Here is a 23,792-nt window from a genome sequence, read left to right on the forward strand (position 1 = left end):
CGCGCGACCAAGATTGATCAAGATTGATCCCATGCCCGACCTTCTCATTGAACTCTTCTCCGAGGAAATCCCCGCCCGCATGCAGGCCCAGGCGGCCGAGCAGCTCAGGAAGCTCGTCACCGACGCGCTGGTGGAACGGGGCCTGCTCTATGAGGGCGCGAAGGCCTTCGTGACCCCGCGCCGGCTGGCGCTAGCGGTGCACGGCCTGCCCGGCCGGCAGGCGGACCAGCGCGAGGAGAAGAAGGGCCCGCGCGTGGGCGCGCCGGAAGGCGCCATCGCCGGCTTCCTGAAATCGGCGGGACTCGCCTCCATCGATCAGGCCAGCGTGCAGAGCGACCCCAAGAAGGGCGATTTCTATGTGGCCGTGGTGGAGAAGGCCGGCCGCCCCACCCCCGAGGTGATCGCGGAGATCATCCCCGCCATCATCCGCAGCTTCCCCTGGCCGAAATCCATGCGCTGGGGCTCGGGAAGCCTGCGCTGGGTGCGGCCGCTGCATTCCATCGTCGCCACCTTCGGGGCGGAGGGGGACGAGCCGGAGGTGGTGCGCTTCGAGGTGGACGGCATCGTCTCCTCCAACGTCACCTACGGCCACCGCTTCCTCGCCCCCGCACCGATCACGGTGAAGCGGCTGGACGACTGGATGGCCAAGCTCGAGGCCGCGAAAGTCGTTGTCGATCGCGACCGCCGCAAGGACATCATCCTCAACGATGCCAAGGACCTGGCGCTGGCCAACGGGCTGGAGCTGGTGGAGGACGAGGGGCTGCTGGACGAGGTGGCGGGGCTGGTGGAATGGCCCGTGGTGCTCATGGGATCGTTCGAGGAGCGCTTCCTCGATATCCCGGATGAAGTCATCCGCGCCACCATCCGCGCCAACCAGAAGTGCTTCGTGCTGAAGAACCCGAAGACCGGGCGCCTCGCCAACCGCTTCCTGCTCATCTCGAATCTCGTGGCGAGCGACGGCGGCGCGGCCATCGTCGCCGGCAACGAGCGCGTCATCCGCGCGCGGCTGTCGGATGCCAAATTCTTCTGGGATACGGACCGGGTGAACGGGCTGGAAAGCCGGATGCCCCGGTTCCAGTCCATCACCTTCCACGAGAAGCTGGGCTCGCAGGCCGAGCGCATCGAGCGGATCCGCCGCCTCGCGGTGGAGATCGCGCCGAAGGTGGGCGCCGTGCCGGCGCTGGCCGAGGACGCGGCGCTGTTCTGCAAGGCGGACCTGCTCACCGAGGTGGTGGGCGAGTTCCCCGAGCTTCAGGGCCTCATGGGCCGCTATTACGCGCAGGACGAGGGGCTGGCCCCGGAAGTCGCCGCCGCCTGCGAGGAGCACTACAAGCCGCAGGGCCCCGGCGACCGGGTGCCCACGGCGCCTGTCTCCATCGCCGTCGCGCTGGCGGACAAGATCGACACTTTGGAAGCGTTTTGGGCGATCGATGAGAAGCCGACTGGCTCGAAGGATCCCTACGCACTGCGCCGCTCGGCACTTGGCGTGATCAGGACTATTCTTGAGAACGGCTTGCGCTTGCACTTGGTTGATCTGTTTGATGCAGCCTGTGATTATCGGCTGTCCCAGATCGCCTCGCGGCCGTCCGAGGAAACGGGCTCCGGTGAGCTCCGCTTGACTGTAAGGATCGTTGGAAAAATCAGCGCTGAGTTCGCGGGGCGGCACGTGGCGTCGCACGCCATCGACCTCCTCTCCTTCTTCGCCGATCGCCTGAAAGTCCACCTGCGCGAGCATGGTGCCCGCCACGACCTCGTGGATGCGGTCTTCGCCCTCGAGGGGCAGGACGACCTGTTCCTGCTGGTGGAGCGCATGACTGCGCTGGCCCGCTTCCTCGATACCGAGGACGGCAAGACGCTGCTGGCCGGCTATCGCCGCGCGGTGAACATCCTGCGCATCGAGGAGAAGAAGGACGGCCGCGCCTTCACCGGCCCCACCAATTCCACCCTCTTCAAGGAGCCGGCGGAAGACCACCTCGCCGACGCCATCGAGCAGGTGAAGTCGCGCGTCGCCGCCGCCGTGGCAAAGGAAGACTTCGAGACCGCCATGACCGCCCTCGCGGACCTGCGCGCCCCCGTGGACGCCTTCTTCGACGCGGTCACGGTGAATGATCCAGACCCGGCCCTGCGCGAGAACCGCCTGAAGCTGCTGGATGAAATCCGCGCCGCCACCCGCGGCATCGCCGATTTCGACCGCATCGGCGGCTGACGCTCCGGCCCGAGCCGCTCAACAAAAAGCCCCGGAGCAGCGCTCCGGGGCTTTTCTCGTCAGCGAAGGCGGATGGCTCAGCCGCGGGTGCGGGCGCGCACCATGAAGTCGTCATAGGTGAACTCGACGATCTGCCACCACAGATAGGCGTTGTTGCGGAACGCCTTCATGTCCTCATAGACCTTCTTGAAGTCTTCGTTCTTGGCAGCGATGTCGTCATAAAGCTGGTGCGACGCCTTGTAGGCGGCGTCCATCACATCGCTGGGGTAGCGGCGCAGCTGGGTGCCGGCCTTCACCAGGCTCTGCACCGCGATGGGGTTCTTGGCATCGTAGCTTGCGAGCATGCTCTCGTTGGCCTGCGCCATGGCGGCGGTGAGCGCGGCGCGGTAATTCTTCGGCAGCTCGGCCAATTTCTCCTGATTGACGAAGAAGTTCAGCGCCGCCGAGCCCTCCCACCAGCCGGGGAAATAATAATACTGCGCCACCTTGTAGAGGCCGAGGCGCTCGTCGTCATAGGGGCCGACCCATTCGGCGGCGTCGATGGTACCCTTTTCAAGCGCCGGATAGATATCGCCGCCGGCGAGCTGCTGCGGCACCACGCCAAGCTTGGCCAAGACCTGCCCGCCGATGCCGGCGATGCGCATCTTGAGGCCCTGCAGATCGGCCACAGTCTTGATTTCCTTGCGGAACCAGCCGCCCATCTGGCCGCCGGTGTTGCCGCCGGGGAACATCACCACGCCGTACTTCTTGTAGAAGTCGTTCATCAGGGGCAGGCCGTTCCCGAACAGGAACCAGGCGTTGATCTGGCGGGCGTTGAGGCCGAACGGCACGGCGGTGCCGAAGCCGAAGGTGGGGTCCTTGCCCACATAATAATAAGACGCCGAGTGGCTCATCTCGACGGTCTTGTTCTGGGTGGCATCCAGCGCCTGCAGGCCGGGGACGATCTCGCCCGCCGCGAATATCTGGATCTGGAACTTGCCGTCGGTGATGTCGGACACCTGCTTCGCCATCAGCTCGGAGGCGCCGTAGATGGTGTCCAGCGACTTGGGGAAGGAGGAGGCGCAGCGCCATTTCACTTCCGGCGCCGACTGGGCGATGGCCGGCATGGCGACAGCGGCAGACGCGGCAACGCCCGCACCCGCGGCAGTCAGGAAATCACGGCGTTTCATGGATGGCTCCCTAGACTTCTTGGCGGCTCAGCCTCTCGCAAGGGCTGGCATACCGTTGTTCTAGAGCACCCCGTCGCCCGCTGGCAACGCACGCCGGCGGGATCACGGCCCGCCTTATCCTAAAGTCAAGGAAGCTTGGCCGCGTGTCCCCCTCGGGAGGACGCGCCACGGCCGGGCAATGCCCGGCCGTGGCGCCCGTCGCCTCACTCGATGACGATGCGCGGGGCCTGCTTGCTGGACGAGGTGACGCGATCCAGCGCCGCCTTCACCCCCTGCGCCACATGGCGATAGGCGGTGGCCTGCGGGCTCTGGGGATCGGACACCACGATGGGCAGGCCCGCGTCCGACATCTCGCGGATGCGCATGTGCAGCGGGATCTCCCCCAGGAAGGGCACGCCCATCTTGTCCGCCTCGGCATGGGCGCCCCCATGGCCGAAGATGTCGGACCGCCCGCCGCAATGGGGGCAGATGAAGTGGGACATGTTCTCCACCACGCCGAGGATGGGAATGTTCACCTTCTCGAACATGGCCACCCCGCGCCGCGCATCGATGAGGGCGAGGTCCTGCGGGGTGGAGACGATGACGGCGCCGGCAAGGTTCACCTGCTGGGCCATGGTGAGCTGGGCATCGCCGGTGCCGGGGGGCATGTCCACCACCAGCACGTCGAGGGGGCCCCACTTCACTTCCTTCAGCATCTGCGAGATGGCGGACATGACCATGGGCCCGCGCCAGATCATCGGCGTGTCTTCCTCCACCAGGAAGCCGATGGACATGAGCTGGAGACCGAAATTCTCCAGCGGGATCATGGTGCGGCCGTCTTCCGTGGTCTCCGGCTTCTGGGCGACGCCGGAAAGGCGCGGCACCGAGGGGCCGTAGATGTCGGCGTCGAGCAGGCCCACCTTGAGGCCCATGTCGCGCAGGGCGAGGGCGAGGTTGATGGAGGTGGTGGACTTGCCCACGCCGCCCTTGCCCGAGGCCACGGCGATGATGGAGGCGACGCCCGGCACCGAGATGCCGCGCGGGGCCGGCGCGCCATGGCCATGGCCATGTCCGTGTCCGTGCCCGTGCCCGTGGGCGGCCTGGGGCGCGGGGGCCGGCGGGGCCATCTTGCGCTCGGCGGTGAGGGTCACCAGCGCCGAGACGACGCCGGGAACCGCCTTCACCGCATCCTCGGCGGCGGCGCGCACGCCTTCCCAGGCACGGGCCTGGGCCGGGTCCACATTGATGGAAAGATAGACCTTGCCGGAGGTGACCACCACGCCGGAGAGGGCGGGCGACACCGAGAGGGCGACGCCCTCCGGGGTGCGCACCGTGGCGAGGGTGGAGCGGACCAGGTCTTCGCTGAGTTCGGCTGTGTTGCTCATGGTCTCAACTCTGTTGCCGGTCTCCCGCGCCGTCGAACGTTCCGGGGCAGGCGCGCGGAGCCAGTTTGGAATGAATGGAAGTTTCCAATTGATTCGCATGACAAGCTTCAACTTCAAAGCTCGAGATATGGGCGTTGATTAAAGGCTGGGCAAGGGTGGGCTGTCGCGGACAGGCCTCCAAAGACCGTCACGGCCGGGCTTGACCCGGCCATCCACGCGGTGGGGGCGGGAACAGCTTTCGCAGGTCGGCACAAGCGGCACGGCGTGGATGCCCGGCACGAGGCCGGGCATGACCGCGTGAAGGAGCTGGCCCGCTTCCCCTCTCTCCCCCGAAGGATTCATCCGCCCCCACCCCGCCTCAGCGCGCGGGCGATGTCGGCTTGAAGTTGCGGCAGCAGGTCGGCTTCGAAGAAGGGGTTGCGCTTGAGCCAGCCGGTGTTGCGCCAGGAGGGATGCGGCAGCGTATAGACCGCCACCGGGTCCGCCAGCGCCATGCCGGCGGCGCGCACCTCCCGCCAGTGGTGCACGGTCTGGGTCAGGTTCGCCTTCAGGTGGGCGCCAAGGCCGAGCCGCGCCAGATGATAGGCCTGCGCCGGGCGGCCCACCGCCAGGATCAGCCGGAACGCCGGCAGGGTCGCGAACAAGGTGTCGTGCCAGGTGGTCGCGCATTCGCGCCGGGGCGGCAGGTCGCCGCCGGCGGCGTCCTGCCCCGGAAAGCAGAAGCCCATGGGGGCGATGGCGATGCGGGTGGCATCATAGAATTCGTCGTCGCTCACCCCCATCCATTGGCGCAGCCGATCGCCGGAGGCGTCGGTGAAGGGCCGCCCGCTGGCATGCACCTTGGTGCCCGGCGCCTGGCTCGCCACCAGGATGACCGCCGTGGCCGACACCCGCAGCACCGGACGCGGGGCATGGGGGAGCGGGGCGCCGCGCGGCGCCTCCACGCACACCCGGCAGGCGCGGATGCGCGCCACCAGGGCGTCGAGGGCGGGTTCAGATGTCGAGTTCGAGCCCATCCTCAGCCACGATGAAATGGGTGGTGTCCACCTCCCCCCGGCGCGCCCACATCTCGTCGCCCATATGGGTGAGCAGGATGCGCCGGGCGCCCAGGTCGGCGTGCCGGTCGGCGATGGTGCGGTAGGCAAGGTGGCCGTAGGGCTGTCCCTCGAAGGCGAAGCTCTCGCAGATGAACAGATCCGCCCCGTGGGCGATGGGCAGCAGCGCGTCGGTCCACTGGGTGTCGCCGGAGAAGGCGAGGGTGTGGGTGCCGTCCTCCAGCCGCAGGGCTGTGGAGGGCGCGCCGGAGGGGTGGACCACCGCGGCGGTGGTCAGGGTGAGGGGGCCGTGGCGGGAGGCGGAGCCGGGCTCCACCTCGGTCACGCTCCAGGCGAATCGCCAGTCGATCTCCCCCATGCCGGGGAACAGCACTTCCATGGCCGCCGTCAGCCGCGCCCGGGTTCCGGGCGGGCCGACGATGGCCAGCGACCGCTCCCGAAGATGGACGTACTGCCCATCCAATAGGAGGAATGGAATACCACCGAAGTGATCTCCATGAAGGTGGCTGATGAACACCGTGTCGATGTCCGCCGAACTGATGTTGAACCTGTTGAAGTTCACGAGGGCGCTGGCGCCGAAGTCGAGGGTGGCCGTGTGCGCCTGTGAGGTCAGCAGGAAGCAGCTGTTGCCCCGCCCGCCGGAGCCGAACGCGTCGCCGCAGCCGACCACCTTTAGCTTCATGATTTCAAGCCTTTGCGCTCGGACGGGCCGAGACGGACGCATGCCAACGGGCAAGATTTTCGTGGGTGGGAGAAAGCGCCACGCGGATCACCCGCATGAAATCCACAGCCACCAGAAGCGTAATGTCCGCCACGGTGAAGCGATCGCCCGCAACGAACTCCCGGCAGGCCAGGGCTTCGTTGAAAAAGTCGAGTGCGGCCAATACCTTGGGCTTGTTCGCCTCGCCCCATTCCGGCACCTGCGGCACCTCCATGGCGGCCATGCCGGGATTGAGGTGCCGGAGCACCATCATGATGGGATAAAGCAGGTCCAGCTCCACCCGGCGCTGCCACATTTCCACCAGCCCCTGCTCCGTCGGCGTGTGGCCGAACAGGTTGGGCTCGGGCTGCAGCGCCTCGAAAAAGCGACAGATTGCAATGGTTTCGCAGATGACGGTGCCGTCATCCAGCGCCAATACGGGCACCCGCTGGCGGGGGTTGAGGCGGGTGAAGTCGTCCGACTTCTGCTCCAGCTTGGCGAGGTCCAGCTGCACGGTCGGAACCGAAATACCCTTTTCCGCTAGGAAGATGCGGACGCGGCGCGGATTCGGCGCGCGACTCGAATCGTAAAGCTTCATGCCCTTGGTGCCTCCAGCCTCGCCTTGTTTTAACAAGCGAAAGACCATGCCTGTCCCGGCCATGCAAGGCCCCGCGGCGGGGTGGCGAAAGGCGAAGGCATGCGGTTGCGGCAGCCCTCCACACCGCTCAGGACCGGTGGGGATGGGCCGCGCGCCAGTCCACCGGCGGCTGGAAGCTGCCGCCCCAGATGCCCCGCCCCGCCGCCCGCGCCTCAGCCTCCGCCCCGGCATAGGCGCGGCCGAGATAGGCCACAGCAAAGCCTTGCTGCGCCATATGTTCCGACAGATCCACACCGCCGGCCCGGCACAGCGCCAGCGGCCGGCCATACTTGTCGCGCCGGGATGCGGCGCAGGTCACCGGCCCCGCGCGCAGTGCCTCCTGGAGCACCCGGCGGGCCGCCTCGCCGCAGGCCCAGGGCTTCCCCGCCCGCATGCACTCCTGCCTCAGCTCCGGGGCATCGATACCGGTCAGCCGCACGCGGGTGCCCGCGAGGTCCAGGGTGTCGCCATCCACAGCAAATGCATGTCCCTCCAACGTTTCCTCCCGGTTGAGCAGGCCCGCCAGAAGCGCGAGCGCGCCAAGGATCAGCGTCGCCATCACAAGGTCCTTGATGCGCATGAGGCGGCCCTGAAAGGTTAAGGGGCCGGACTTTCGGCGAAGGCCCGTTAACCCCCCGTTAACCGCGACGGCCCCAGGTGTTGGGAGCAATGATCCGTCTGGCCCGGCGCAGGTCTCTCCCCGGAGGCGCGCCGTCCGCGAAGGGCTCCTGCCGCATGTCCGGCCCCTTTTGCCCCCCGCTCGACGCCGCCGCCAGCTCCCCGCCGGAGCCCGCGGCGCAGGCGGCCGGACTCCCCCTCCCGCGTCCCCTGCCTCTGCCCCGCCCTGCCCGCAGCCTTGCCGGCCCATGGCTGGTCGCCGGTCTCGGCAGCTTCGGGATGGCGCTGGCGGGCGGCGCGTTGGCTGGAAGTCCCGGAGCCGTGGCCGGCGGCACGGCGGCACTGGTCGCCGCGAGCCTGCTCGTCCTGCGGTCCCAGCGGCTGGAGGCAGCCCTGCGCAAGGCCGAGGCTAAGGCCGAGGCGGCGGAGGTGGCGGCACGACAGGCGACGGCGGAAAACCTCGCCAAATCAAGGTTCCTGGCCGAGATGAGCCACGAGCTGCGCACCCCGCTCAACACGGTGATGGGCTTTTCCGAGATGATGGCGGACGAGGTGCTGGGCCCCCACCGGGTGCAGGCCTATGGCAGCTATGCGCGGGACATTCATGCGTCCGGCCAGCATCTTCTGGCCCTCGCCGACGACCTCCTCGACCTCGCCCGCATCGAGAGCGGCCACCGCACCCTCATGGAAACGCCGGTACGGCTCGATGCCCTGGCGGAGGACTGCGTTGCCATGATGCGGCCCCTGGCCGCCGGCGCCCGCGTGACCCTGACCGCCGAAGTGACGGGAACGCCGCGCCTGTGGGGCGATGAGCGGGCGCTGCGCCAGATCGCCCTCAACCTCTTGGCCAATGCCGTGAAATTCACGCCGCACCACGGCTCGGTGCATCTGCTGGCAGGCATCGGGGGGGATGGCGTGCCGTTCGTCGCGGTGGAGGACACCGGGCCGGGTATCGCCGAGCGCGAACTCCCGCTGGGGGCGGCCCATCCCCGAGAAAGCCGTGTCGACCTCGCCACCGGACGCGGCGCCGGGCTGGGACTTGCCATCGTGCGTGGCCTTGCGGGCCTGCACGGCGGCGCGCTGGCGCTGGAGCGCCGGCCGGGCGGCGGCACGCGGGCCGAAGTGACCTTCCCGCCCGCGCGCGCCCTTCAATCCTGAGCTTCAGCCCTCGGAAACCCCGGCCTCGGCAAAGGTGGCCATGCCGCGATGGCACGCCACCGCTGCCTTCACCACGCCGATGGCGAGCGCCGCGCCCGAGCCTTCCCCCAGCCGCATGTCGAGGTCGAGGATGGGCCGCAGGCCAAGCCGGTCGAGCAGCGCGCGGTGCGCCTTCTCCGCCGAGACGTGGCCGGCGAGGCAATGGTCGAGGGAGGATGGATCGAGGGCGTGGAGCACTGCGGCGGCGGCGGTGACCACGAAGCCGTCCAGCACCACCGGCACCTTCTCGTGCCGCGCCGCGATGATGGCGCCGGCGATGGCTGCGATTTCGCGCCCGCCAAGGCGGCGCAACACCTCCAGCGGATCCGACAGATGATCCTTGTGGAACGCCACCGCATCGCGCACCGCCGCGATCTTGCGCTCCAGCACCTCGCCCGTGGAGCCGGTGCCGGCGCCCACCCACTCCTCCGCCGTGCCGCCGTAGAGGCCGTGGCACAAGGCGGCGGCGATGGTGGTGTTGCCGATTCCCATCTCGCCGAGGCACAAAAGATCCGACCCGCCGGCGATGGCCTCCATGCCGAAGGCCATGGTGGCGGCGCAGGCCTTCTCGTCAAGCGCTGCGCCCTGCGTGATGTCCGGGGTGGGATAGTCGAGGGCGAGGTCGAACACTCGCAGTCCGGCGTCGAACGTGGCGCAGATCTGGTTCACGGCCGCCTTGCCGGCGGTGAAGGTGGCCATCATCTGCTTGGTCACCGCGCCGGGATAGGGCGAGACCCCGCGATCGGCGATGCCGTGGGTGGCGGCGAACACCGCCACCATGGGCCGGTTGACCGTGGGCATGGAATTGCCCTGCCAGGCGGCAAGGTGGGCGGCGATGGCCTCCAGCCGGCCCAGCGCGCCGAACGGCTTCACCAGCTGTTCCTGCCGCGCCAGCGCCGCCTCCCGTGCCCCCTCGGACGGGCCGGGCATGGTGGCGATGAGCTGGCGGATATCGTCGAAGGGCAGGCCGGATTCGCTCGGATACATGGGCAGGCTACCTGAAGCGGCGCACGGGGCGGTGAGCCCGGCGCGGGAACGGAAAGCCGCTCCATAGAGCCAAAGCGCGTGCGCGCGAAGGGGGAAGAAGGGCGAACCGCCGCATGCGAGGCCCCGCCTCAACGCCCCGGAAGACGGAGCTTCAGTCAGGCGGAGGGGCCTCACCGGAACGAGCAGCGGGCCGCACCGTCAGGGGGCTGGCCCGGCCGCGCGCAGTCGTGCCGACCTCGGGTTGCCGTGCGGCTCAGCGCTCGCCCTGGGACTGCGCCACGTGGTCGCGCAGCTCTTGGAGCGAGGCGAAGCGCACCACGCCGTCGGGCAGGTCGGCCTGGATCGAGCCGTCCGAATAAAGGGTATAGGCCATGCCGCCGACGATGCCGGACTTCAGGATGCGCGGCTCCTCCGGCTCGCGCCGGGGCGGCGGAGCGGGGGGCACCGCCGGGGCCGGCTGCGGCTCGGGCCCCGGGCGGGCCGGGCGCGGGGGCGGCTCGTAGCCAGTGCGCGGACGCGGCGGGGCGGGAGGAGGCGTCGCCCCGGATGGGGGCTGGGGCTGCTGCGGCTCGGCCCGGCGCTGCAACCGCTGGCGGCGCGCCTCCAGCATGGGATCGACGGTTTCGGCCTCCGGCTCGGCCGGCGGCGGAAGCGGAGCGTTACGCGAGGGCGGCGCGATCCGCTCGCGGGTCTCGACCGGCGGAAGCGCGGCGGGGGCGGGCTCAGCGGCGATGGCCTCCGGCTCCGGCGGCACGAGATCATCTGCGCCGAGGCGGGCCTGGGCGCCACGGCCGCCGACGCGCGCCGGATAGCTGCCTTCGGCGGGGGCCTCGGCGCCGGTATAGCTCCGCTCGACCTGCTGGGAGAGACGCTCAAGCTGGCGCAGAACCAGCCCCATGGCGGTAATGACGAACCCACCCGAGGCCGCCACGGCCCCGGTGGTGATCAGGGTATTGCCGAAGGTGGACACGAAAATGGAGACACCGAGCGCGATGACCGCAACCCCGGCCAGAGCGATCAGAACGCCGAGAAGGACCAGGAACCACCACATCTGCCACCCCACTCCCGCTTGCCGGCTCAAGGCCGCTATACACCAAAGGTGGTACCTCGCCGGGAAAATCGGCCGCATCAAGGTTGTTTGAAGGCAGGGGCCGCCCTATCTAGGTGCTCGCTCGGACATGTCGTATACCCGGTATGGCGCCGGGGCAGCGATTTCGCCCCGAGCACGACGCCGGATAAATTGCGGAGACGTTTCATGTCCTTCACGCTGCCCGAACTGCCCTACGCCTATGACGCCCTCGCCCCCTACATGTCGCGCGAGACGCTGGAATACCACCACGACAAGCACCACCTCGCCTACGTGAACAATGGCAACAATCTCCTAAAGGGAACTGAATTTGAAGGAAAATCCCTGGAGGAGATCGTCAAGGGCTCGTTCGGCAAGAACGCCCCGCTCTTCAACAATGCCGGCCAGCACTACAACCACCTGCATTTCTGGAACTGGATGAAGCCGAACGGCGGCGGCGCCATCCCCGGCGAGATCGAGAAGAAGATCATCGAGGACATCGGCTCGGTCGAGAAGTTCAAGGAAGACTTCATTGCCGCCGGCGTCGGCCAGTTCGGCTCGGGTTGGGCCTGGCTTGCCCTCAAGGACGGCAAGCTCGTGGTGCTCAAGTCCCCCAACGGCGAGAACCCGCTGGTGCAGGGCGCGACCCCCATCCTCGGCGTCGACGTGTGGGAGCACTCCTACTACATCGACTACCGCAACCGCCGCCCCGACTACCTCAAGGCGTTCGTGGACCATCTCGTGAACTGGGACTACGTCGCGGAACTGTACAGCAAGGCTGTCTGATCCGAAGGGGTTCTGTGCCTCTCGCCTCCCGGCGCCCGCCGGGAGGCCCTTTCGCCGCCGAAGCAAAAACGCTGAGCAAATTCTTCTCTCTATGGTGAACGATTCAGCGCCGCCAAGATGATCCGGACACCTCTCCTTGCGTCGCGGGGACAATCCGCCGCAATTTCACACCGGATTTGCCTTAAAATTTTGCATTGCACAGCATAATTTTGTTGCGATTGGACGCTACTCCATCTTAGCTGTCACGCGCTCCACCGGCTGCGGTAGAATGGTAATATCTACCTCAGGGGCAAAGAAGCTTCGGGCTTCAACCGGTGGGTGTGCACGGGAATAGTTGGTCGTCCGTCGGGGTTCTCCTTTCATGTCGTTCCTAGAGATCGATCGTCGGCCAGGCGCGGTTGCGGATGCCTGCGCCGTCATCCTGCTTGCGGCCGTAACTGTCATCGCCGCCCTCACCTTCTCCGATTACGGACTCGGCTGGGATGACTTCACCCATTCCCAGTACGGCGACCTGCTGTACAATTACTTCTCGTCGGGTTTGACGCAGCGGAAGGTCTTTTCCTTCGTCAACCTGTATTATTACGGCGGCGGCTTCGACCTGCTCGCCGCCTCCCTCGCCAAGGCCATGCCCTTCGTGGACGTGTTCGACATCCGCCGCCTGCTGGGCGCGCTGGTGGGCGTGGGCGGCTTCTTCATCGTCTGGCGCATCGGGCGGCGCCTCGCCGGCCCCTGGGGCGGCTTCGCCGCCATGGCCTTGCTCATGATCTGCCCGCTGTTCTACGGGCACATCTTCATGAACGTGAAGGACGCGCCCTTCGCCGTGGCGGTCGCGGGCGTTCTCTATGCCACTGTGCGGGCCTTCGACGAATTCCCCAATCCCTCCCCGCGCACGGTGACCCTGTTCGGCCTGTCCCTCGGCCTTGCCATCGGCACCCGGGTGATGGGACTGATGTGCGGCGTCTTCATCTTCGCCGCCATCGGCTTCCTGTTCGTCACGGAAGCCCGGCACCTCGGCCTGAAGGCGGCGCTGAAGCGCTGCCTGGGCTTCACCGGCCTCCTCGCCCTCGGCCTGCCGCTGGCTTATTTCGTGCTGGGCATCCTGTGGCCCTGGGGCGTGGCGGAGCCGCTCAACCCCCTGGTGGCGCTGAAATACTATTCCAACTTCTGGGAAGTGCCCTGGCGCGAGATGTTCGAGGGGCGGCCGATCCTCGTGCCGGACATGCCGCGCTCCTATGTGCCCACCCTGTTCTCGGTGCAGATGCCGGAACTGTTCCTCGGCCTCGCCCTTGCCGGCGCGGCGGGAGCCGTGGTGTCCGCCCTGTTCGGACGTGACACGCCGGCCAAGCGCGCCCGGCTGGTGCTGATCGTCACCGCCGCCTTCTTCCCCGTGCTGCTCACGGTGACGGCCCGGCCGGTGGTCTATAACGGCATCCGCCACTTCGTGTTCGTGACGCCGGCCCTGGCCCTGCTCGGCGGCGTCGCCGCCTCCTGGCTGTGGGAGAAGGCGCAGCGCCTGCCGCGCCTCGCCCAGGGCGCCGTGGCGGCCGCCTTCCTGGTGGGCCTTGCCATGCCGGCGGCAGCCTTCCGCAACCTTCACCCTTATGAATACACCTATTACAACCATCTGGCGGGTGGCATTCAGGGCGCTGACAGCAAGTTCATGCTCGACTACTGGGGCCTCGCCTTCAAGCAGGCGACGGAAGAGCTGGACGAATATGTGGAGCAGCACCGCCGGTCCCTGCCTCAGGGACGCAAGCTGCGGGTGGCGGTCTGCGGGCCCTACTTCGCCGCCGCCGCCGAGCTCGGCCCCCGCTACGAAACCACCTACGACAGCAGCAACGCGGACTTCTACCTGCGCCTCGGCGAGTTCTACTGCGCCGACGTGAAGGCGCCGACCCTGGTCAAGATCGAGCGGGAAGGCGTCACCTACGCCACCGTCTACGACGTGCGCGGCCGGCCCTTCCCCAGCGTGTTCGCCGCCGGGCAGTAGGCTCCGCCAATTCCCCAGAATGATGAAGGCCGGGCACCTGCGTGCCCGGCCTTTTCGTTTGCGCAGTCGTCCGTCTTGTCCGCGCGGGCTTGAGCGTAACCCACTCGGCATCGGTCGAAGACCGAAGCCGAAGGTATCAGTTGCCCTTCAGCAGCTCGGGCACGGAGAGGAGGACGAACTCGTTGTCGTCGTTCTTCTGCGGGCTGCGGCCGGCGGAGTACGGCAGGTTGTTGTCGTTGCCCACCACGATCTCGGTGGGGCTCACCATCACCACGTTCTCGATGGTGAAGAAGGGCATGTCGAGCACGCCCTCGGTGCCGCCCTGCCGCGCCTTGCCATTGAGATCCTTGATGGCGAGCAGGTCGATATAGCCCACCTTGCGCACCAGCTGGCCGGCCGTCTCGGGCGAGAACTCCACCTTGTAGACGCGCTTGAACTTGGCCGGCTTGTCGAAGCAGGTCGGCTCCACCTTGCCCTCGGCGCAGGCCTTGAAACGCGAACCCTCCAGGCTGTCGCGCTCGATGATGAGGCCGTGGGTGTCGTCGATCATGTTGAAGTCGCCGATGGCGTTGCCGGCCACCGCCAGCGGATACTTCCAGGACCGGCCGGTCCAGTCGCGCTTGGCGATGTCGAACTCGACGATGCGCAGCACTTCGCTCTCGCCCACCTTCTCCTTGCCGCCGGTGGCCGCATCGAACAGCGGGCCTTCGAGCAGCGCGTAAAGCTTGGTCTTGTCCGGGGACAGGGCCATGCCCTCGAAGCCCTTGGAGCGATAGACGCTGAACGCCACCTTGCCGTCCGGCGCCGAGGGGGTGCTGACCGCCGGATGGTCGGGGGAACGCGCCGGCTTGCCATCCACCTTGGTCTCGAACACGGCCTTCACCTTGCCGGTGAGGTCGGTCTCGATGAGGAAGGGGCCGAACTCCTCGCCGAACCAGATGCTGTCACCCACCACCTGGATCGATTCGAGGTCGAAGTCGGCGCCGGTGAGATAGCGCTTGTCGGTGCCCTCCATGACGATGGGATACGGCACCTTCCGGTCCGGGTCGTGCAGGAAGATAGTGGCGAGGCGCTCGATCTTGCCGTCCTTGAAGTCCATCTTCAGGCGGTGGGCCATCAGCATGGCGTCGGGCGAATTGGCCTTGGAGCCGAAGCCGTTGTCGGTGAGCACCCAGAACCGGCCGTCGCCTTCCGAGACGATGCCGGAGAAGCCCTGCACCGGCTGGCCCTCGAACGGCAGAGACAGGCCGGTCTCACGCGGGGCGGCCTTGTCGGAGAGGACGCTGACGCCCTTCACGCTGCCCACCTGGTCGATGCGCTTGCGGTCGGCATTGGTGAACTTGCCGGAGGTCTTCAGATCGGCCGACGCGTCCGCAGGCGCGGCCACGAAGCTGGCGGCGGGCAGCACCGCCTGTCCCACCAGGATCGCCGGATAGGCCGATCCTTCCGAGGGGGCGGAAGCCGCCTTCTCCTGGGCGAAGACAGGCGAGGCCAGGGCAACGCCGGCGAGCAGCATGAGAGTAAACGATTTCACGGTGCGCATGGTGAAAACCTCCCGAGGGTCCGATGCGCACACCACCTGCCGCGCAAGCGTTGACGGCCCGGCGACAGGCTAACGACACTTCCGTTACGTTCGATATCTCCGCCTCAGAGGCTCGGCCCCAGCCTTCGAGCGAAGCCGGGAGGGCTTCGCCCGGGTTTCATCCATGGCTGATGCGTAGGACACACCGGCCCTGGGGCTCAGATCCACTTCAGCTTGCGGAACAACCACAGCAGCACGAAGCCCAGCACCAGCATGGCGACAGCGAGCGCCCAGAAGGCCTCGGGATCGGTATTGCCGGGAATGCCGCCCACATTCATGCCGAACATGCCGGAAATGAGCGTCATAGGGGCGAACACCACGGTCACCACGGCGAGCACGAGCATGGACTTGTTCATCTGCTCGGCCCGTGTGTCCACCATCTGCTCGCGGATGATGCCGGCACGCTCGCGCACGCTGTCCAGTTCCTCGGCGAATCGCGTCACCCGGTCGGCGGCGTCGCGCAGGCGGTTCCTGTCCTTCGGCCCCATCCAGGGATCATCCTCGAGGGCGAAATGGTTGAGCGCCTCGCGCTGGGGGGCGATGTGACGGCGCAGCTTGACGGCGACACGGCGCAGGATGGCAATCTTCGGCAGCATCTCGGAAGCGACGGTGGCCAGCACCGTGTCCTCCAGTTCGTCCGCCTCGTCGATAAGCTTGTCCACCACCGCGTCCACCCGCTCTACCAAGCGCGTGGACAGGTCGGCCACGAATTCGCCCTGGCTGCGGGGGCAGCGACCACGGGCGAGTGCGTCCTCGAAGTCGGCGATGGCGGACAGAAAATCGTGCTGCACCGAAAGGACACGCCGCGCATCCACCCACAGGTGCACGGTGATGAGTTCCTCGGGCAGGGCATTGCGCTGCAGGTTGATGCCGCGCAGGGAGAGCAGCGAGCCTTCCGTAAACATGGCGCACCGCGGCCGGCAATCATCCTCGGCGATGGACTCCACCACCGAGAGATCCAGGCCGCTATGCTGCCGCAGCCAGGTCTGCGGCGCGCGCGGCAGATAGCGGAAATGCAGCCAGATGAAGCCGCCATCCGGCGCCGGCTCCACCAGTGCCCGATCGAGCGGCAGGCGGGTTGCGCCGCCCCGACCGTCGAATCGCCAAGCTGAGAGCAGGCCTTCGGCATCCATCTTGAGCGCGGGGCGTTCCATGGGGGGCGTCCTCGGGGCGTCTGGAGGCTATGTCTGGCGCATCCCCGGGGGGCGTTCCGCCGACCTGGCCCGGCCTTCCTCGCACGATTGCGCGCCGCACAAAAGTGGGCGCGCAACGTCAGGTGCGAGAGATTGCGCCGGCATCGCCGGACTTCAGGCGAGAGCGTCGAGGATGCGCACCCAGCTGCGGGTGCCCTTGTGGAAGGAGCTGAGGTCGTACTTCTCGTTGGGCGAATGGACCCGGTCGTCGTCGAGCCCGAAGCCGATGAGCAGGGTATCCACCCCCAGCACGTCCTTGAACTGCCCCACCACGGGGATCGACCCGCCAGAGCCGACGGTGACCGGGGCAATGCCCCACTCGGCCTCCAGCGCCCCGGCGGCGCGGGAGAGGTCCGGGCTCTCCGGCGGCACCAGGAAGGCGCGCGCGCCCTCGCCCCAGGAGAAGACGGCTTCGCAGTCCGCCGGCACCCGAGCGGCGACGAACGCCTCGAAGCCGGCGCGGATCTTCGCCGGGTCCTGGTCCGCCACCAGACGGAACGATATCTTCGCGGTGGCCCGCGCGGGAATGATGGTCTTGGTGCCGGCCCCGGTATAGCCGCCGAAGATGCCGTTGACCTCGAAGGTGGGACGCGACTGGATCTGCTCGATGACGAGGCGGTCGCTCTCGCCCGCCGCAACTCCAAGGCCCACCGGCTTCAGGAAGGCCTCGGCGGTGAGGCCAAGGCTTTCCCAGCGCTGGCGCACCTCGGCGGGCATCTCGCGTACGTCGTCGTAGAAGCCCGGCAGCGTGACCCGGCCCGAGGCATCGTGGGCCTCGGCGACGAGGCTTGCGAGCACATGGATGGGATTGCGCGCCGCCCCGCCGAACAGGCCGGAATGCAGGTCCCGGTCGGCGCCCACGATGGTCAGCTCGGCATGGAGGATGCCGCGCAGCGCCGTGGTGATGGAGGGGGTCCTGGGGTCCCACATGCCGGTGTCGCAGACCAGGGCAAGGTCGGCGGAAAGCTCGGACGCATGGGCGGCGAGGAAGGCCGGCAGGTTGGGCGAGCCACACTCCTCCTCGCCCTCCAGCAGCACGGTGACATCCACCGGAGCCCCCGCCCCGGCCGACTTGAAGGCGCGCAACGCCTCCAGGAAGGTCAGCACCTGTCCCTTGTCGTCGCAGGCGCCGCGGGCGACGATGGTCTTGCGGCCGTCAGGCGTTGCGCCGAGGCGCGGTTCGAACGGCGGGGTCTCCCACAAGTCGAGGGGGTCCACCGGCTGCACGTCGTAATGGCCGTAGAACAACACGCGCCGCGGCGCGCCCGTGTCGGTGCGGGCGACCACCACCGGATGGCCCGGCGTCGGGTGAACCGTGGCGGCGAAGCCGAGCGCCCGCAGTTCCCCCGCCGCCCACTCCGCAGCTTGGGCGCATGCCGCCTTGTGGGCGGGATCGGTGGAGATGGAGGCGATTTTCAGGAAGTCGAAAAGCCGCGCGAGCGCAGCATCGAGCCCGTCGTCCACCGCCTTGAGCGTTGCGTCAAGGCGCGCTGCCTCGGGTGTTTCAGTGCGTCCCGCCATATGGGGTCTCCGTCGCGCGGGCCATGCCCGGCCCGGAATCGCGACGGATGCTGGCTTTCTCACGCGCATCTGGCAAGCAGCCATGACGCAGAAGAGGCGGTGACGACAAACGCCACAACCGAGAAGCCATGATGGAGGCGATCAAAGACGCGTCAAGAGACAAGACGCGCCGAAAAATGGGCACCACGGAGCGTACCCCGCGCGGCGCTCCCCATTTGAGTCGGACGCGACGCACCTGCATGGGGCCAGCCGGACTTCCGTCCGGCAAGCCAAGCATTTCCATCTTCGGCGGAACGATTTCGCCGGAGGCCGGTCAGCCCGAAGCAGGTCAGCCGGCGCTGACCAGGTCCGCGGTGGGCTGCACGACGGGGGATGGAGCCGGACGCGCCAGCCGGCGCGCGCGCTGCATCACCGAGCCGATGCGCCGGTAGAGCAGCCGCGGCGCGAGCGGTGCGCCAAGCGCGGCGTCATAGCCGGCGCGGCTTGCGGCCCGTACAAGAAGCTGGGCCGGGACTTCCGCGATCAGCACGGCAGGAATGCCGGCACCAAAGCGGAAGGGATTGGCAGGGGCATCCTCCGGATCGTCCACCTGAACGACGAGTACGTCGGCCGATCCCAGCACAGCGGGATCGGTGACTTCGTCGAGCGCAGCGGCCTCGCGCACCGAACCGACGCCAAGCGCGGTCAGGGCAGCTTTGGTCGCAAGGCGACGTTCCATATGGGAATCAACCAGAAGAATGCGGGCGATCGGCAACACCTTCATGAGGCGCTCCAGGTCGGGGCGCGCCTGAGTGCAATCCGCCTGAAAGGCAGGGCTTGGGCGCGCGCGTTGAGCAGCTCCCCAGTGCGACCCCGCAATCCCACTGGAATACCATGATTATACCGCCCCACCCGCGCCAACGCAACAGAATACGTTTTCGGGCTCCAAGATCGGTACAAACTGTCGCCCGCCCCCAGGCGGCGGTCAGCGACGGATGGAGCCGAGGATACCGCGCAGGATGGCCCGGCCGAGCCCCGTGGCCACGGTGCGCGCCACCTGATTCACCACCACCTCGGTGGTGGTCATGCGAGTGCTGGGCCGGCCACCGCCCCGCGCCGGGCCGGACGGCGCCCTGCCGGCGGCCGGACCGGTGCCGAGCACGCTGTCGAGCACCCCGCCGAGAAAGCCGCCGCCGTCGGAAGCCGCCGCCTCCTGCGGGGCGGCCTTCTCCTCGATACGCTTCTGCAGCATCTCGAAAGCTGATTCGCGATCGATGGGCGCGTCGTAGATGTGCCCCACCGGGCTCCTGGCCAGGATCGCCGCGCGCTCCTCCGCGCTCAGCGGGCCGATGCGGCCGCTGGGCGGGCGGATGAGGGTGCGTTCCACCATGGAGGGCACGCCGTTGCCTTCCAGCATGGACACCAGCGCCTCGCCCTTGCCCAGTTCCATGATGACCTGGGCGGTGTCGAGATCAGGATTAGGCCGGAAGGTCTCGGCCGCAGCCTTCACCGCCTTCTGGTCGCGGGGCGTGAAGGCGCGCAGGGCGTGCTGCACCCGGTTGCCAAGCTGGGCCAGCACGCTTTCGGGAATATCCAGCGGGTTCTGGGAGACGAAATAGACGCCCACCCCCTTGGAGCGGATGAGGCGGACCACCTGCTCCACCTTGTCGAGCAGCGCCTTGGGCGCCTCGTCGAAGAGCAGATGGGCCTCGTCGAAGAAGAAGACGAGCTTCGGCTTGTCCGGATCGCCCACCTCGGGCAACCGCTCGAAAAGTTCCGACAGAAGCCACAGCAGAAAGCAGGCATAAAGCCGCGGTGCGCCCATCAGCTTGTCTGCGGCCAGCACCGAAATGGTACCGTAGCCCGTGCGATCCACCCGCATCAGGTCGGCGATATTCAGCGCAGGCTCGCCGAAGAACTTGTCCGCTCCCTGATTCTCCAGCACCAGAAGCTGGCGCTGGATGGCTCCGACGCTCTGCGCCGAGACGTTGCCATACTTGGTGGTGAGGGTGGAGGCGGTCTGGGCGACCTCGGCCAGCATGGCCCTGAGGTCCTTGAGATCGAGGATCGGCAGGCCCTGCTCGTCGGCGAGGCGGAACACGATGTTGAGCACGCCCTCCTGGGTGTCGTTGAGGCCCATGAGGCGCGCCAGAAGCAGCGGCCCCATCTCCGACACGGTGGCGCGGATGGGGTGGCCCTGCTCGCCGAACAGGTCCCAGAAGATCACCGGGAAGCTGTCGGGGGTGTAGGTGAGGCCCACCTCCTGCGCCCGCTCGACCAGGAAATCCTTGGCCTCGCCGAGAGCGGCCACGCCGGAGAGGTCGCCCTTGATGTCGGCCGCGAAGACCGGCACCCCGGCCCGCGAAAACCCTTCGGCCAAGACCTGCAGCGTCACGGTCTTGCCGGTGCCGGTGGCACCGGTCACCAGGCCGTGGCGGTTGGCGAGGCGCAGGGTGAGATATTCATCCTTGGCGCTGGTGCCTGCTTTCGCCGCTTCGCTGCGACCAAGGAAGCTGCGCCCCACCAGGATGCGGCCGTCGCCTTCCTCCTGTGCCGCCGGCCCCCAAGGATTGGGGTTGGCCTGCGGCTCGGCCTGTCCCGGAGATGCGGGTGCCGCCGCGCCTGCCGCCGGTGCCTTGCCCGTTCTCGGGCCGGTGGCGGGCGGGCGGGTGGAAGGGGTGCGTGCCATTGCGTGCTCCTCGGCGCGATCCTCGCATCGACGCATGCAACAGCGACGAATCGCCGGATGCATCCGGTCTCCTCGATCCGAGGTTTTCGCCCGCCCCCGCCTGGCGGGCAAGCAAATTGCGCCGCTGCCTAGCGGCATCCCCTGCCCCGCCCCCTCCTCGCCTGAGGCCGGCCCGAGCTGCCCTTGCGCGCAGGCTCTGCCGCCTGCACTGTGCCGCCCCGCCTGCCGGGCGATGCGGCGCAAGGAGCGGGCGAAGGAGCGCGCATGGACGATCTGATCGCATACCTTCGGACCCGCCTCGACCTGGACGAGGCCACCGCCCGCGCGGTGGTGGTTATCGTCATCCAGTTTCTCGGCAAGGAGGCACCAGCCGATGTGCTCGCGCCCCTGTTCGCGGTGCATCCCTGGGCCGAAGCCTTGACCGCCGAGGCCCCCGAGGTGGACGCCACCGAGCTGTCCGAGCGCCATTTCGGCGGCATGGCCCGGCTGATGCTCGTGGCCGACCGGATGATGGCCCACGGCCTCACCATGGCCCAGGTCCAGTTCGCCGTGCACGAGGTCGTGGCCTATGCCCGCACCACGGTGGGCGACGAGCCGGTGAACCGCCTGGTGCGCGCCGTTCCCGGCCTGCGGCAGGTGGTGTGAGCGGCGGCGATTGACTTGGTCCCGGGTTGTGGCGTGATCTTACCCGCCGGCACATAAGCCGGCCGCGATAAGGGGAAACGCATGTCCTATCCGATCATCGACATCGAGGGCATCGGGGCGGTGTTCGCGGAAAAGCTGAAGGGCGCCGGCATCACCACCACGGACGCATTGCTCGAAAAGGCCAAGTCGCCCAAGGGCCGCAAGGAACTTGCGGGCGCGAGCGGAATCGACGAGAGCCGCATCCTCAAATGGGCCAACATGGCCGACCTGATGCGCATCAAGGGCGTGGGCGAGGAATATTCCGAGCTTCTGGAGGCCGCCGGCGTGGACACCGTGAAGGAGCTGAAGACCCGCGTCCCAGCCAACCTCACCAAGTCCATGGCCGACGTGAACGCCCAGAAGAAGCTGGTGCGCGCGCTGCCCACCGAGAGCATGGTGGAGAAGTGGGTGGCCCAGGCCAAGGACCTGCCCGCCGTCCTCACCTATTGACGCTCCAACCGCTCCGGCCCGGTCAGCCGGGCTCATGCGTTGCAACCTGTCCGCCGGGACGGCCCGGCCCTCCGGCGGACACATGCATGTCCCAAGAGCGCACAGGGTCCGGCGCACGCCATCTGCGGCCGGGACAAGCCGGCGCCTTTTCAGTCGGCCTGCCCGCGGATCGATGAACCTGTGGGGTACGACCCGCCCGCGGGCCCCTGCCCCGCGTACCGGCTGGACTGAAGCGAGCATCGCGTTTCCCCCCGGAGCGACGCCCCGGTTCGCGCGCATTTTCCGTCCGGGCCAGACCCAGTCGGCAGGGATGAAGGCCGGGCCCGCACAGAGAGGGCCTTGAAAACGTCCCGCCCTCCCCGTAAAGAGTGCCTCCGTGCCGCGGTAGCTCAGCTGGTAGAGCAACGCATTCGTAATGCGTGGGTCGGAGGTTCGAATCCTCTCCGCGGCACCAGCCACCTCTCCGAAGGCGCCCGCCAAACGCGCAACGAGGCCGAAAGCTGCTCCTGGATGGACAGTATCCCTCGACAGCGCGGAAGACGGACCAGGTCGCGCGGGGGAAGTCCTTCAGTCCATCAATGACGGCCAGCAGCGGGTCTTCGAGACGTGCCGCTCCCGCATGATCTGCTTTATGGACTTGCCCTGCGCCAAGTGCGCGCGCCGGGCCCGTGCAATCGCATCAGCCCTTGCGCCAGGTGAACACCGAGCTCGCCGCGTAGTTCCAAACCGCGCCGACCAGGATGCCGGCGGCTCCGGACGCGAACCAATTGCCGGCCATGGGCGCGTGGTTCTCAGCCTGGAACAGGAAGTTGGCAATACCGACATTGGCCACGGCCCCGACCGCGCAGACCGCATAGAACGCGAGAAGACCGCGTGCGAGGTTCCAGAACCCCTGCAGCCGTCTGTCACGATAGGTGAGCATGTTGTTGACGAAAAAATTGAACGTCATGGCGACCACAGCCGCCGCCCCCTGAGCGGCGAGGAAGCTCACACGTGCATGCAGGGCAGCCAGGACTGCCATATGCACGAACACGCCCAGGCCCCCGACCGCGATGAACATCAGGAAGCGGACCGGCAGAAGATGCCCCACGGCCTTGTCGAGCAGCATCACGCCATATTCCCAAATCACCAGGGAATCGAGCTTGCTCTCGCCATGGACGCGGCAACGGAAAATATACGGCACCTCGACCACCCGCAGCGGCGTCTCGGTTGAAGCCAGAAGGTCGAGCAGGATCTTGAAGCCCTGCCCCGAGAGCCGCCGCACGCCGCTCATGAACGCGGGCCGCGCCACCATGAAGAACCCGCTCATCGGATCGCTCAACTGCGCGCGCGCCAGCAGGCTGGCGGCACCGGTTGCCAGCCGGCTCGCCTTTGCGCGCCCCGTGTCCCAAGCCTCGATCCCGCCCCCCGCCATATAGCGCGAACCGACCGAGATGTCGGCCCGGCCGCTCCTGAGCTGCGCCAGCATCACGGGAAGCGCGTGTTCGTCATGCTGGAGGTCGGCGTCCATCACCGCCACATAGGGCGCATTCGTCGACAGCACGCCCTCGATTACCGCCGACGAAAGCCCACGCCGCCCGATGCGATGAATATAGCGCACCCGCCCATCGCTGCGCGCGAGCGCAGCCAGCACGTCAAGCGTGCCGTCCGGGGAATCGTCATCGACGAACACGACTTCCCAGGCGATGCCTGACAGAGCGGCATCGAGCCTTGCGGTCAGTTCCGCGACGCTGTCGCGTTCCTTGAACGTCGGCACGACGATGGATAGCTCGAGCGGACGCATCGGGGCAGGCCGCGCCGACGGCGCGGCGTCGAGCGCGGGAAAGTCTGTCCTGTCCGTCAATATTGCCTCGTCGTCGTCCATATGCCATGGTCCGAAACATACACGCGGTGCGTGTCTTAGTGCCAATATGCGTCTC

General features: G+C 67.8%; 20 protein-coding genes and 1 tRNA gene. 7 read left to right on the top strand and 14 right to left on the bottom strand.

All coding sequences use genetic code 11. From position 1 onward, the window contains the following. Positions 1 to 31 precede the first annotated feature (31 nt). On the top strand, positions 32 to 2,206 hold the full coding sequence (gene glyS / locus FZ033_RS03085; protein ID WP_149574709.1) for a glycine--tRNA ligase subunit beta: 2,175 nt from the start codon (positions 32 to 34) through the stop codon (positions 2,204 to 2,206). A gap of 77 nt (positions 2,207 to 2,283) precedes the next feature. On the opposite strand, the gene FZ033_RS03090 is transcribed toward glyS, so the two are convergent. The 6 genes from FZ033_RS03090 to FZ033_RS03115 form a co-directional block, all read right to left on the bottom strand. Beyond that, positions 2,284 to 3,375, bottom strand: a complete 1,092-nt coding sequence (locus FZ033_RS03090) for a TRAP transporter substrate-binding protein (protein ID WP_149574710.1) — start codon at positions 3,373 to 3,375, stop codon at positions 2,284 to 2,286. 203 nt (positions 3,376 to 3,578) lie between these two features. Further along, positions 3,579 to 4,739, bottom strand: coding sequence for an Mrp/NBP35 family ATP-binding protein (locus tag FZ033_RS03095; protein WP_188079279.1), 1,161 nt, complete (start codon positions 4,737 to 4,739; stop codon positions 3,579 to 3,581). Between the two features lie 338 nt (positions 4,740 to 5,077). Continuing rightward, positions 5,078 to 5,755: a uracil-DNA glycosylase family protein gene (locus FZ033_RS03100; protein WP_149574712.1), complete on the bottom strand. Its 678-nt coding sequence runs from the start codon at positions 5,753 to 5,755 to the stop codon at positions 5,078 to 5,080. Then, positions 5,733 to 6,476, bottom strand: coding sequence for an MBL fold metallo-hydrolase (locus FZ033_RS03105; RefSeq protein ID WP_188079280.1), 744 nt, complete (start codon positions 6,474 to 6,476; stop codon positions 5,733 to 5,735). Before FZ033_RS03105 ends, FZ033_RS03100 begins: the two co-directional genes overlap by 23 nt. A 4-nt stretch (positions 6,477 to 6,480) precedes the next feature. Then, positions 6,481 to 7,092, bottom strand: coding sequence for a glutathione S-transferase family protein (locus FZ033_RS03110; RefSeq protein WP_188079312.1), 612 nt, complete (start codon positions 7,090 to 7,092; stop codon positions 6,481 to 6,483). Between the two features lie 127 nt (positions 7,093 to 7,219). Next, entirely contained in the window at positions 7,220 to 7,690 is a 471-nt protein-coding gene (locus tag FZ033_RS03115) for a thermonuclease family protein (protein ID WP_188079281.1), read from the bottom strand. A 176-nt stretch (positions 7,691 to 7,866) separates the two neighbouring features. Here FZ033_RS03115 and FZ033_RS03120 point away from each other — a divergent pair, with 176 nt between their 5' ends. Further along, positions 7,867 to 8,907, top strand: a complete 1,041-nt coding sequence (locus FZ033_RS03120; RefSeq protein ID WP_149574715.1) for a sensor histidine kinase — start codon at positions 7,867 to 7,869, stop codon at positions 8,905 to 8,907. A gap of 3 nt (positions 8,908 to 8,910) precedes the next feature. Here FZ033_RS03120 and cobT read toward each other — a convergent pair whose 3' ends face one another. Together cobT and FZ033_RS03130 are read right to left on the bottom strand one after the other, a co-directional pair. Next, a complete protein-coding gene (gene cobT, locus FZ033_RS03125) occupies positions 8,911 to 9,933 on the bottom strand; it encodes a nicotinate-nucleotide--dimethylbenzimidazole phosphoribosyltransferase (protein ID WP_149574716.1) in 1,023 nt (340 codons plus the stop codon). 253 nt (positions 9,934 to 10,186) lie between these two features. Further along, positions 10,187 to 10,984: a hypothetical protein gene (locus FZ033_RS03130; RefSeq protein WP_149574717.1), complete on the bottom strand. Its 798-nt coding sequence runs from the start codon at positions 10,982 to 10,984 to the stop codon at positions 10,187 to 10,189. A 204-nt stretch (positions 10,985 to 11,188) separates the two neighbouring features. Here FZ033_RS03130 and FZ033_RS03135 point away from each other — a divergent pair, with 204 nt between their 5' ends. Both FZ033_RS03135 and FZ033_RS03140 read left to right on the top strand, forming a co-directional pair. Then, entirely contained in the window at positions 11,189 to 11,785 is a 597-nt protein-coding gene (locus FZ033_RS03135) for a superoxide dismutase (RefSeq protein ID WP_012115295.1), read from the top strand. Between the two features lie 361 nt (positions 11,786 to 12,146). After that, complete coding sequence (locus FZ033_RS03140) at positions 12,147 to 13,775, top strand: ArnT family glycosyltransferase (RefSeq protein ID WP_149574718.1); 1,629 nt, start codon at positions 12,147 to 12,149, stop codon at positions 13,773 to 13,775. 136 nt (positions 13,776 to 13,911) lie between these two features. Here the strand turns inward: FZ033_RS03140 and FZ033_RS03145 are convergent, their stop codons facing one another. The 5 genes from FZ033_RS03145 to FZ033_RS03165 form a co-directional block, all read right to left on the bottom strand. Further along, positions 13,912 to 15,318 (bottom strand): esterase-like activity of phytase family protein, encoded by a 1,407-nt coding sequence (locus FZ033_RS03145; protein ID WP_149574719.1) that lies wholly within the window; start codon positions 15,316 to 15,318, stop codon positions 13,912 to 13,914. A 197-nt stretch (positions 15,319 to 15,515) separates the two neighbouring features. Continuing rightward, positions 15,516 to 16,511, bottom strand: coding sequence for a zinc transporter ZntB (locus FZ033_RS03150; RefSeq protein WP_149574720.1), 996 nt, complete (start codon positions 16,509 to 16,511; stop codon positions 15,516 to 15,518). 153 nt (positions 16,512 to 16,664) lie between these two features. Further along, a complete protein-coding gene (locus FZ033_RS03155; RefSeq protein ID WP_149574721.1) occupies positions 16,665 to 18,071 on the bottom strand; it encodes a M20/M25/M40 family metallo-hydrolase in 1,407 nt (468 codons plus the stop codon). Positions 18,072 to 18,399: 328 nt separating this feature from the next. Then, positions 18,400 to 18,834, bottom strand: a complete 435-nt coding sequence (locus FZ033_RS03160) for an ANTAR domain-containing protein (protein WP_149574722.1) — start codon at positions 18,832 to 18,834, stop codon at positions 18,400 to 18,402. Between the two features lie 201 nt (positions 18,835 to 19,035). Continuing rightward, positions 19,036 to 20,739, bottom strand: a complete 1,704-nt coding sequence (locus FZ033_RS03165) for a helicase HerA-like C-terminal domain-containing protein (RefSeq protein WP_188079282.1) — start codon at positions 20,737 to 20,739, stop codon at positions 19,036 to 19,038. Between the two features lie 264 nt (positions 20,740 to 21,003). Here FZ033_RS03165 and FZ033_RS03170 point away from each other — a divergent pair, with 264 nt between their 5' ends. From FZ033_RS03170 to FZ033_RS03180, 3 genes are all read left to right on the top strand, one after another. Then, positions 21,004 to 21,384 carry a hypothetical protein gene (locus FZ033_RS03170; protein WP_149574723.1) on the top strand — a complete coding sequence of 127 codons (381 nt, stop codon included), beginning with the start codon at positions 21,004 to 21,006 and terminating at the stop codon, positions 21,382 to 21,384. An 81-nt stretch (positions 21,385 to 21,465) separates the two neighbouring features. After that, positions 21,466 to 21,873 (top strand): DUF4332 domain-containing protein, encoded by a 408-nt coding sequence (locus FZ033_RS03175; RefSeq protein WP_149574724.1) that lies wholly within the window; start codon positions 21,466 to 21,468, stop codon positions 21,871 to 21,873. Positions 21,874 to 22,251: 378 nt separating this feature from the next. After that, positions 22,252 to 22,327 (top strand) — tRNA-Thr (locus FZ033_RS03180). Positions 22,328 to 22,552: 225 nt separating this feature from the next. Here the strand turns inward: FZ033_RS03180 and FZ033_RS03185 are convergent. After that, positions 22,553 to 23,737: a glycosyltransferase gene (locus tag FZ033_RS03185; protein ID WP_149574725.1), complete on the bottom strand. Its 1,185-nt coding sequence runs from the start codon at positions 23,735 to 23,737 to the stop codon at positions 22,553 to 22,555. Positions 23,738 to 23,792: the final 55 nt, after the last annotated feature.

Source organism: Xanthobacter oligotrophicus, assembly GCF_008364685.1.
Classification (GTDB): domain Bacteria; phylum Pseudomonadota; class Alphaproteobacteria; order Rhizobiales; family Xanthobacteraceae; genus Xanthobacter; species Xanthobacter oligotrophicus.